The organism is Microcoleus sp. N9_B4 (assembly GCF_036701635.1).
Classification (GTDB): domain Bacteria; phylum Cyanobacteriota; class Cyanobacteriia; order Cyanobacteriales; family Microcoleaceae; genus Microcoleus.
The window spans coordinates 18,841-30,329 of sequence record NZ_JAUBRC010000068.1 but is presented as its reverse complement, the minus strand read 5'-3'; the positions used below and the strand labels follow the sequence as shown (position 1 = coordinate 30,329).

General features: G+C 46.2%; 7 protein-coding genes. 4 read left to right on the top strand and 3 right to left on the bottom strand.

What is annotated here, in order from left to right; all coding sequences use genetic code 11:
* Positions 1-232 precede the first annotated feature (232 nt).
* From QUA43_RS28255 to QUA43_RS28240, 4 genes are all read left to right on the top strand, one after another.
* Positions 233-424, top strand: a complete 192-nt coding sequence (locus tag QUA43_RS28255) for a hypothetical protein (RefSeq protein ID WP_333378779.1) — start codon at positions 233-235, stop codon at positions 422-424.
* A 2,239-nt stretch (positions 425-2,663) separates the two neighbouring features.
* Positions 2,664-5,465: a DNA methyltransferase gene (locus tag QUA43_RS28250; protein ID WP_333378777.1), complete on the top strand. Its 2,802-nt coding sequence runs from the start codon at positions 2,664-2,666 to the stop codon at positions 5,463-5,465.
* 11 nt (positions 5,466-5,476) lie between these two features.
* Positions 5,477-7,567, top strand: a complete 2,091-nt coding sequence (locus QUA43_RS28245) for a DEAD/DEAH box helicase (protein ID WP_333378775.1) — start codon at positions 5,477-5,479, stop codon at positions 7,565-7,567.
* The gene (locus tag QUA43_RS28240; RefSeq protein ID WP_333378773.1) at positions 7,560-8,750 is read left to right on the top strand and encodes a GIY-YIG nuclease family protein; all 1,191 of its coding nucleotides are present in this window, start codon (positions 7,560-7,562) and stop codon (positions 8,748-8,750) included. The genes QUA43_RS28245 and QUA43_RS28240 overlap by 8 nt, the downstream gene beginning before the upstream one ends.
* 301 nt (positions 8,751-9,051) lie before the next feature.
* On the opposite strand, the gene QUA43_RS28235 is transcribed toward QUA43_RS28240, so the two are convergent.
* The 3 genes from QUA43_RS28235 to QUA43_RS28225 form a co-directional block, all read right to left on the bottom strand.
* Complete coding sequence (locus QUA43_RS28235) at positions 9,052-9,351, bottom strand: hypothetical protein (protein ID WP_333378770.1); 300 nt, start codon at positions 9,349-9,351, stop codon at positions 9,052-9,054.
* A gap of 163 nt (positions 9,352-9,514) precedes the next feature.
* Entirely contained in the window at positions 9,515-10,018 is a 504-nt protein-coding gene (locus tag QUA43_RS28230; protein ID WP_333378767.1) for a hypothetical protein, read from the bottom strand.
* Between the two features lie 517 nt (positions 10,019-10,535).
* Positions 10,536-10,853: a hypothetical protein gene (locus QUA43_RS28225; protein ID WP_333378764.1), complete on the bottom strand. Its 318-nt coding sequence runs from the start codon at positions 10,851-10,853 to the stop codon at positions 10,536-10,538.
* Between the last annotated feature and the right edge of the window lie 636 nt (positions 10,854-11,489).

Here is an 11,489-nt window from a genome sequence, read left to right as displayed (position 1 = left end):
AGTATAAAGTCAGGCAAGTGCAGGTATTTGCAGGGGGTGCACTTTACCTGCAAATGCCTGTAAATATCCTGCAAATGGCTGACTTTTTCGGTCAAATTACTGCTTTTTTGTGCTGTTCGTGCCTTTGCTTGTTGGGACTGGTTATGGCTGTTCTCAATCGGTAGCAAGCAATGTTTTTGTCCGTACAAAACCTTATTTATTACTTTTAAACAAAAACGATGCACCCTTATGAATGGGGAATCCTAGGTGTCAAGGCGATCGCGTTAGGCTGGCTATCGGAGGAGCGATTCTCTCGCGTGAATCGACATCAGTCGGCTGCTTCGCTTGCAAACAGGATAGCTGGGCGCGATCGCGTCAGGCATCCGCCACCAATGCCGAACTGCACCGACTGGCTTGCGTCGTGCCCGGCAATGATCCTTCGTAAAGGCGGCTGTCGTGTACACCAACTGGCTCGCTCCTGGCTTCAATATTGACTCACGCGAGCGTCAAGCACAGTTCTATCAAAGTCCAAACTGCCCGTTAAACTTCTCCCCTTGGCTGCCCAGAGTGTGCGTGAGCTAACTTCAACTCCCAAGAATTCCTATGGCACTCTTGCAAAAACCATAAAAACCATAAATTGATTATTTTTACCCCCTATAACGTCTATTTGACATGGCTTGCTATGCGACTAGGGTACTAACTACGAGGATTGAGGAGGATTCAGAAGGGTCTAAATTACAAAAAATCGCGTCAAAAGCAACAATTCTTTACAAAAACTGATAAGTATTTATACTGATTGTGACCGAAAAAGTAGGAATTACGAGGTGTAACGAGTAATAACTGTGCTGGTTTCTCCTCTTTTTTCCTCCCAAATTTTAGCTAAAAATTGTGAATGAGTAAGTGCGATTTTCCTGCATTGTTTTGGTCAAAGTGTACTTGGATTGATAGCATCAATGGTGAGCCAGTGGTAGCGACTTGCAGGCTGATTCAGATATTCGAGTAAGGGCAGCGGAGTCGAGTCGCGAGTTGTAGTTTTTAAAGTCAAAATAATTCAAATCACCACAAAGGTTTGGCTTTGAATCGATCGCCGTGCAGCTATCGCCACAAACACCTAAAAACTGGGGGATGGGGGTGTCAAAGGGCTTGAATTTTACCCGCTCTTCAACTGTGCCTCCCAATCAATGCCTCTGATGCGATGTTAGCCAAGTATGTCAAAAGGCTTGGTTTTACCCGATATCCAACTGTACTGATTGCTCATACTATTGTGGCGACTTTTCTGGCAACACTGGCATCAATTGCCTCGTCACACAAGCGTAGCGATCGCTTCCTCGCTCTCAAGTTAACCAGTCATGCTAGTTCAAGGTTATGTAATGCCGCGTGAAAACTCATATCGCTAGGGCCTAAAACTTAGAGGCGCTTGGCTCACGCGCTATGCAAGAAATCAAGTACAACCGTACCATCGCCCCCACAATTGTCACTGCCTTCAAAGTGCCTAGTTTAGCAAGTTTCGCCGCATTTACTTTGACTACAAAATTTACTGGCTTGCCGAAGTAACGCTTAGAGCATTCTGGCAGCAAAAAAATATTGAGGCACTTCGCTTTTTTGTAGAAAAGTGCGGTAGCACGCTCATTCAATAAAGCCAAACAAACTGAACTGCAACTCTTGCTAGAAAACGGCTACCGCCATTGTTCCGATACATTAATATGCAATAGCTGAATGGCTAATAACGAGGCCGCTATTTTTTCGGCAGTCTTAACAGCTTTTCAATTAGTTTTGCTTGCTCAATTGTGAAAGTACAGCTTGCTATAAATGCTACCACTTTTGAGCCTCTACTACATTTGCCTAAAATTGGAGTGTAGAGCTTGCTGTTAAATTATTAAATTGATATTAAGTGTACCGGGACAGGAAAAAACCTCAAAATTAACTTTTTAGGACTGATTTTTCGTGAGTTTTTGGCTGTTTTTGGCTGTTTTTTCTGAGAATGTGCGAGTAAACTTGTGCAAGCTCAGCTTAATTGTTAGCTGAATTTGGGGGCTTGTTAGCAACAAAAACCGCATGAGAACTCAAACTTATGCCAGAGAGGAAGCTTGCACAAAAAGCAGGAATGAGTCGTAGCAATAGCAATGTTCAGAGATATATTTATACCAAAATATAAAAAACTTCTCAAATAAAGAGGAGCGTTTGTATTGTAGAGCCACAACACGCTCAGTATTGAACAAAAATTCAATTAGACGAACGATCGCCCTCGCAGTTTTAGCAGAATTAGCAGGCTCAACAAATACTTTTCGATGCAGTATTCGGGGGTAAATGAGCAGTCGTACAGAAACTTACGCTAAGGAATTGATTAGTCGTTTTGAATACTGCGCTCGCCTCTTATAAACTTGTACCAATTGATCTGTCTGAAATTTAAAAGCCTCAAATCCTTACTGTGCCGTACAAAAAAGCTGTACAAAAAAATCTATGCTCTAATTGGTACAGTTTAATTTTTAACTCTTCAAGTTTTTGAAAGACAAAAAGAGTGATTCCTAGAAGGCTTATCCAGTAAAAGTTTCAGCCTTAGCGTAAGTTTCTGTACGACTGCTCATTTACCCCCTAAGCCGTATGCTGGAAAATAGATTTATTCTAATAAAACTCTAGTCGTTCCAAGCTTGAGAACGATCCCCTGAAATACTTATGGTTGGAGTATGAATGCAGTCGAAATCGAAGAAGCCGTTTCCAGACTTGCCGAAGCGCCTTTTGACGCGGAATCTTTCCCCTTTTACTTCCTCGAAGCCTTTGGTAACAAATCGACGACCCTCAAGCGACTCCAAAGCAAAAGCGGTAGCTCGAACCAATCTGACCTACCGGGCGGTGTGCTTCAGCGCAACAATATCCATTTGCAGGTATGCCCAGAAGGGGAGGTGAGCGCTACCCTGACGGCATTGCGAGAGAGCAAGGCGACGGCTCGGCATAAGGCGAAATTCATTCTCGCCACCGACGGTAAAAGCTTTGAGGCAGAAAACCTCGCCGACGGTGAGACTGTTGCCTGCGAGTACCCCCAATTTCATGACCACTTCGGTTTTTTCCTACCGTTGGCGGGTATTACGACAGTCAGGCAGATCCGGGAGAATGCCTTTGACATCAAGGCTACGGGTCGCCTCAATCGCCTCTATATTGAATTGCTAAAGGATAACCCGGACTGGGACAAAGCGGAGCGCCGGGAAGCGTTAAATCACTTCATGGCACGGCTAATCTTCTGTTTTTTTGCGGAGGATACAAATATCTTTCCCAGCAATGCCCTCTTCACTACCACGATCACACAAATGAGTGCGAGTGATTCGTCGAATACGCACGAGGTGCTGTCGGAGATGTTTCGCGCGATGTGTACGCCACTTAAGGATCGGGAGGCAGCGAAGATTCGCAATTGGGCAGATAGATTCCCCTATGTGAATGGAGGGCTGTTTTCGGGCGGGGTAGCGGTGCCGCGTTTTAGCAAGATTGCCCGATCGTACCTGCTTCACGTTGGGAATCTGGACTGGACGAAGATTAATCCCGATATTTTCGGGTCGATGATTCAGGCGGTGGCGGATGATGAGGAGCGGGGTGCGTTGGGGATGCACTATACAAGTGTGCCGAATATCCTCAAGGTGTTGAATCCGCTGTTTTTGGATGATTTGCGGGAGCAATTAGAGGCAGCGGGGGATAACGCTCGTAAGTTGCTGAATTTGCGGCAGCGCATGGCGCGGATTCGGGTTTTCGATCCAGCTTGTGGGTCAGGGAATTTTTTAGTGATTGCGTATAAGGAGATGCGGGCGATCGAGGCACAAATTAACCGCCGCCGGGATGAGCCTGATCGCCGATCGGAGATTCCGCTGACAAATTTTCGAGGGATTGAATTGCGTCACTTTTCCTGTGAGATTGCACGGCTGGCGCTGATCATTGCGGAATATCAGTGCGATGTGCTGTATCGGGGACCGCAACTGGCGCTGGCGGAGTTTTTGCCGTTGAAGGATGATAATTGGATTACCTCTGGGAATGCGTTGCGGTTGGATTGGTTGAGTCTTTGTCCACCGACGGGGACGGGGGTGAAGGTGCAGCGGGAGGATTTGGATTTGTTTGGCGAGACGCGGGAAGTGGCGGAGATTGATTTTGAGAATGAGGGCGGGGAGACTTATATTTGCGGGAATCCACCGTATCTTGGCTCCAAGTGGCAAACCGACGAGCAGAAAGCCGAACTAGGAGCCATTTTGGGTGACCGCACAAAGAGCTGGAAATCTCTTGATTACGTCGCTGGTTGGTTTATGAAGGCAGCGGATTACGGAACGCAAACAAATTCTGCTGCTGCTTTTGTATCTACGAATTCAATCTGTCAGGGGCAACAAGTACCGATCTTATGGCCACTAATTTTTGAAACAGGACATGAGATCGCCTTTGCTTATACTTCTTTTAAGTGGTCAAATCTAGCCAGTAATAATGCAGGAGTAACAGTCTCCATTATTGGAATTACGAGGGAGCCTAGATCTACACGGCGTTTATTCTATCTCACTGAAGAATTAACCCTTGTTGAGCGCAGTGTGGAATACATCAATGCGTATCTTATCGGTGGCCCAAACTCTACTGTTGAACAGATACGAAATCCACTATCAGAGTTATCGCCTATGCTGTTTGGCAATATGCCAAGGGATGATGGGAATTTCATATTAAATGGGGATAAACGAGCAACTTTATTAAAAAATAATCTTGAGCTTAAAAGGTTTATTCGACCCTACCTTGGTTCAGAAGAAATGATACAGGGTAAGCGTAGATGGTGCATTTGGATAGAGGCTTCAGATTTAGCCATTGCAAATGAACAACCATATTTGAAAGAAGTCCAAGAAAAAGTTAAACAATTTCGTCTTGCTAGTAGAGCAGAATCTACACGCGATTTTGCTTCACGCTCTTATCGGTTCGTACAAATCGCAGGTACTGCAATAAATCATTCTCTCGTAGTTGCAAAAGTCTCATCAGAAAGAAGGTACTACATTCCAATAGATTTATTAGATGGTAATGCCATTGCAAGTGATCTTCTATTTGCCCTATATGATGCCCCACTCTGGAACATGGCGCTGATTGCCTCGCGCCTTCACCTGGTCTGGATCGCCACTGTCTGCGGCAAGCTAGAAACCCGATATCGCTACTCGAACACCCTCGGCTGGAATACCTTCCCCGTCCCAACCCTCACCGAGCAAAACAAAGCCGACCTTACCCGCTGCGCCGAAGACATCCTGCTAGCGCGAGAGCAGTATTTCCCCGCCACGATCGCGGATATGTACGATCGCGATCGCATGGATACCGACTTCCCTCTGGTTAGGGAAGCGCATGATCGTAACGACGAAATCCTCGAACGAATCTACATCGGTCGCCGCTTCAAAAATGATACCGAGCGCCTGGAAAAACTCTTTGAGCTATACACCAAAATGACCACCCAGCAAACGCCCCCCAAAAAGCCCACCAAACAGAAACTATAAGGTTCCAACCGATGAGCAAGCCGATCGCAATTCCCTCAGTTTCCGTCACCTACGCCCAGAATGGCACTTCCGCCTGCCCCAACGCCCTCGGTATGCGCCCGATGCAAGAACGCGCCTACCAAAAGCGCGGCGAACAATACCTCCTGATCAAATCGCCCCCCGCCTCCGGCAAAAGTCGCGCATTAATGTTCATCGCCCTGGACAAACTAGAGAACCAGAACCTCAAGCAAGCTATCATCGTCGTGCCAGAAAAGGCGATCGGCTCCAGCTTCCACAGCGAACCCCTGAGTCAGTTTGGCTTTTGGGCCGATTGGCAAGTTGAACCGAAGTGGAATCTCTGCGACGCACCGGGAAACGACGGCGGCAAAGTGGGCGCGGTACAGAAGTTTCTAGCCAGCGGTGCCAAGATTCTGGTCTGCACTCACGCCACATTCCGCTTTGCCGTGGACAAATTCGGTATCGAAATCTTAGACGATCGCCTAATCGCCATAGACGAATTTCACCATGTTTCCGCCAACCCCGACAACAAACTCGGCGATCATGTCCGCCAGCTCATGACTCGCGACAAGACGCATATCGTGGCGATGACTGGCTCCTACTTTCGCGGCGATGCCGAAGCCGTGCTGCACCCAGAAGACGAATCCAAATTCGACACCGTTACTTATACCTACTACGAACAACTCAACGGCTACCAATACCTGAAGCAACTCGACATCGGCTACTACTTCTACGCGGGTAGCTACACCGACGAAATCATGGAGGTGCTCAACCCCAACGAAAAAACCATTCTGCACATTCCCAACGTCAATTCCCGCGAAAGCACCAAAGACAAAATCCGGGAGGTGGAGCACATCATCGAAGAACTGGGCGAATGGCAAGGCACCGATCCCAAGACAGGGTTCCAACTCGTGAAAACCGCCGACGGAACTATTCTCAAAATCGCTGATCTCGTAGACGACGACCCCACTAAGCGAGATAAGGTCGCCACCGCCTTGAAAGACCCCGCCCACAAGAACAACCGCGATCACGTCGATATCATCATCGCCCTCGGCATGGCAAAGGAAGGCTTCGATTGGATCTGGTGCGAGCACGCCCTGACGATCGGCTACCGCTCCAGCTTGACGGAGATTGTCCAGATCATTGGTCGCGCCACCCGCGATGCACCGGGCAAAACCAGCGCCCGCTTCACAAATCTGATTGCCGAACCCGATGCCACCGAAGGTGCCGTTACCGAAGCAGTCAATGACACCCTCAAGGCGATCGCCGCCAGCCTGCTGATGGAGCAAGTGCTCGCGCCGCGCTTCGAGTTCAAACCCAAGCGCCCCGACAATCAACCAACACCGGGCTTCGACTACGGCGAAGGCGGCTACGATCCGGGCAAGTGCAATGTGGGCGTTAATCCCGAAACCGGTCACATCCAACTAGAAATTAAGGGATTAGCCGAGCCCAAAAGCCAAGAAGCCGAACGCATCTGCCGCGAAGACTTGACCGAACTGGTGACGGCATTTGTCCAAGACAAGCCCACGATCGAGCGCGGCTTGTTTGATGAAGAACTGGTGCCGGAGGAACTGACCCAGGTTCGCATGGGCAAAATTGTGAAAGAGAAGTTCCCAAATCTAGAGGAAGAGGATCAAGAAGCCATCCGCCAATATGCGATCGCCGCCCTCAACCTCGTCCAACAAGCCAAGAAAACCGTGAATGAAAGTGGTGGCACATATACCACCAATCCCGGTGCCACAAATTCCAGTGATGGTGAGTTAGCGAAAAACACCGCCCTCATTGATGGGGTACGGCAATTTGCCCTATCGGTCACAGAACTCGATATGGATCTGATCGATCGCATCAACCCCTTTGGCGAAGCCTACGCCATCCTGGCTAAGTCGATGAGCGAAGAACGGCTGCGGCAGGTGGCAGAAGTGATTGCCGCCAAACGGATCACCCTCAGCGTGGAAGAAGCGCGGCAACTAGCCAAACGAGCGCTGCGGTTCAAGCAAGAAAAAGGCAGGTTGCCCTCTCTCACAGCAGTCGATCCCTGGGAAAAACGGATGGCAGAAGGGATTGCTTTCCTGCAACGCAAAAGGAGGGAGGAAACTAATGCCTAAGTACACCACCGATGAGGATTCGGAATTGCTCGCTGAATTGGGTGTAGACCTTGCCCCCGAACCATCCGGTCAGCGTTCCGCCAAGGAAGAGCGGATCGTCGCAGGCTTCGAGGAAATTGAACGGTTTGTGGAGGAACAGGGCAGACTGCCCCAGCATGGAGAGGATCGGGATATCTTCGAGCGACTTTATGCCGTGCGACTCGATCGCCTGCGGGAATCGGAGGAATGTCGTGCCGTCTTGGAACCACTAGACTCTCGCGGATTGCTAGCTGCTGAAGCGGATACCAGCCTGACCATAGAAGCAGACCTTGACGATGAAACGCTGTTGAACTCGCTGGGCGTCGATACAGCCTCAGAGAACGAGGTTACCCAGCTCACCCATGTGCGATCGCGCAGCGAAATCAAAGCAGCGGAGGAAATCGCCCAGCGCACTCCCTGCCAAGACTTCAATCAATTCAAACCGATCTTTGACCAAGTGCAAGGGCAATTACAGTCGGGGGAACGGAAAACTTCAAAATACCAGGACTATGCGGCCATAAAGCAAGGCGAGCTATTCATCCTCGATGGGCAGAAGGTGATGGTGGTTGAGATGGGCGACCCATTTGTCAGCGACTATGGCAAATCGGACTGCCGGCTGAGGGTGGTTTATGATAATGCCACCGAGAGCGATTTGCTGCTGCGATCGCTCCAGCGTGCGTTAAATAAAGACAAGTCCAGCCGCCGCATCACCGACCCAGATTTCGGTCCCCTGTTTTCTGGCATTGAAGCAAAAGACGACTTAACAACTGGGTACATTTACGTGCTGAGAAGCCAATCAGATCATCCCTTCATTGCTGAGCATCGGTCTGTCATTCACAAGATTGGTGTTACCAGAGGTGATGTAAAAAGCCGAATTGCCACCGCCAAGAAAGACTCGACTTATTTGTTCGCAGAAGTGGAAATCGTCGTAACATTCAAACTGTCAAAAATCAACCCCAAGAGACTTGAGGCACTACTTCAAAAGGTTTTCAGCAGTGTTCGATTAGAGTTGGAATTGCCGGATCGCTTTGGCATACCCGTGAAACCGAGGGAGTGGTTCCTTGTTCCGCTAGAGGCGATTGAAGAGGCGATTGAAAAAATCAAAGAAGGAACCATCGATCAATTTCGATATGATCCGAAGACAGCAAAGCTCACGCGCTCGTAATGCCACCCAAGGAGAATAGCCGCCACTAAGCAGCCTTTGATGCAGGGTGATTCCCGTTTTTGCGACGTTTTCACAGCAACCGCACTGTCGAGAATCTAAAATCTGAATCTAAATCCTGAAATTGTTTGACCAAAAAGAGCGGTTCGTATTCTGTTCGCTGTTGGCAAGGGCGATCGCCCGGATGTCGCCGAAGGAGTTTAAATTTTGACCTCCTCACGTCGATCGGGCTTTCCGTACTGCACCACAAAAAGCGCGATCACCTTGCCGTCAGACACACTCCGGCAACTGGCGATCGAACCTCTTACTGCTCTGCTTCAGGTTTGGGTTCCTTTGGTTTTTTCTCAAAGACTTGGATACTTGGGTCTGATAGCACAAAGCCGTTAGGGGTTGACTCACCCATTTTGCCACCAATAGCAGCAACCCACATGGGATAGTTGGTAGCAGCATCCTCAAGCTTCTTCCATATTTTGGGCTTAACACTAACGGACACTACCCGACCGTCACAGTCAAGCTCAAAAGTTTTCCAGTTGTCTTTGTTGGTCTGTACGTCATTCGGGAGTTCGTTAATTTTAATGATGAGTTCAAGCTTGCCAATTGTCATAGGTAGTTTCGTTGGTTTTCTGGTACTTTGTCAGTTTTGTATATTCTCCAGTTTAGGGGTTGAAACCGCTACAGCTTCATCAGGGCGGGCATACCCGAAATCTACGTCAGGAAACCGTAATATTCTGACCTAAAGCTTAAAAGTGCTACGGTTGAAAGGTTGATTATTTTTCAATAAAACTTACTAAAATATTGTTCAAACCAAAGAAAAATGCACTAAGTACCAAACCAATTATAGCTTGGTTAAGTAAATCTTTTATTTTATGAGCTTGTGAATAAAGGTATTCCCAGAATTCTATATTGTATTTTAAAATCATCCTTTTAACGTCTAAAATTGGATGTGGCAAAAGATATTTATTTATAAAATCTTCATAGGTTATTTCCCCCCGTCTAGGATTAGAAATTAATGACAAAGCCAATACAAATATTGAGTAAAAACAGGCTAGAAAAGCACCTATTTTAGTATATAAGTAGCTTGGTTGTGAGTTGGACAACTCTATAATAAATCGAAGTAGTACACCAGCAAAGCCCAAAAATGTTGCTGCTCGCGATCTAAGATTACTAATATCACTTTTAATGTCTTTTAAATTATTTTCCGTGTAGGTATTGGCTAAGTCGATATTTTCTATATCAAAATTGTCATCACTAGATCCAATATAATTGTTCATATTAATGTTATTAAGCTTGTAGAATTTATAACACATCTACTATTTACGTGACAACTTGACACATTAAACACGCTGCAATGTAACTATGACGGGTTTTCACATCTGAAGGTTTGGCGCAAAAAAGCTAGACCGCCACCGCTCGACACTGGCACCTGTGGCAACACTCCGACCGCTCCGACCGCGCTAAACCGTGGCAAGGTGTACCCGTGCCAACACTGCCAGCCGTGCCAGCCGTTCAGCAGAATTACCATACAAGTAAGACAGACTTGCATACAAGTAAGACATTTTTGTCGGATAGGTAAGACAACTTTGTCATTAAAAGTTGAGCAAAATTTATTTACTCTACCTGTTGGCTCAGAATAAAGGCATATCCTGAGCTAAGGCTTGGAACAACGGCAAATCTAGACTTATGGCAATGGTTTCTTACTGTTTATGGCAATGGTTGGTAGCTACCAGTTGTTCACACTCCTATAAAAAATAATGTAAACTATAAAATACTAAAGAACAAATTTGTAGTTTATTCTTTAATATTTTCGTCCATATAAAGAAATGCTTTCTCTGTCATAGAAATAACAGCATCTGTTGAATGTAGCGCACGTAGATTTTCAAGAGATTTTATTACTGTTATCCAACCCTCCTCCTTTAACTTATCTAAAATCACATACAAATCTAGACCTACCAACTCAACTTTCGATTTAATATCGTTTTTAATATCAGAGGTACTAAGCTCAATATCAAAACTACTAAACTCATTTTTACGTTGTTTTGTTAACTCATAAATACTAACTACAATTATATGACGCTTCTTATCATATTCAAAAACTTTATTTGTCATTTTGGTAAATTGTAATATTCTCGGAAACTAATCTATCATAACACATACTTTATAAAACTTGTTAAAATGAAAGAGCATCACCACATAATCGCAAAAATAATGCTTTGTCAGGATATTGGTATATTCTGAGCCAATACCCAAACCCCTACAACTTCCCTAAATCTACTTTGTTGCTCTTACCGTTTCCATAAATGGCTAATGTCTCTATCTAACCATTTCCATAAACAGGCATCAAGAATAATGTCTAGACACCTTGTGCTGTGTTGTGTATTCTAGAGAAGTCCCCACTTGTTGGGGACACTAATTTAATGAAAGCTCTCCTAGCTAAAAAAAGGTACATTACCTTATTAGCGTCCTCACTTGTTAGGGATACTAATTGGCTAGAAACTTTCGCCGCCTAAAAGCGACATAGCTTGTTGGCATCTCTACTTGTTAGGGAAAAAATAAAGAGAAAAGCTCGGATAGCCTATGTGGCAGTCTGGGCTTTTCATTTTTTCAGTAGCGAAAAATTAGGCGATCGGGTGAGGTTAGGTATCTCAAAGAGGTTTTATCAATACCAACCCCGCCGGAAGCGCTAAAACTCCATAGAATATGTTCGGATATCCGCACTAATTTACAATATTAATTTTCTAAACA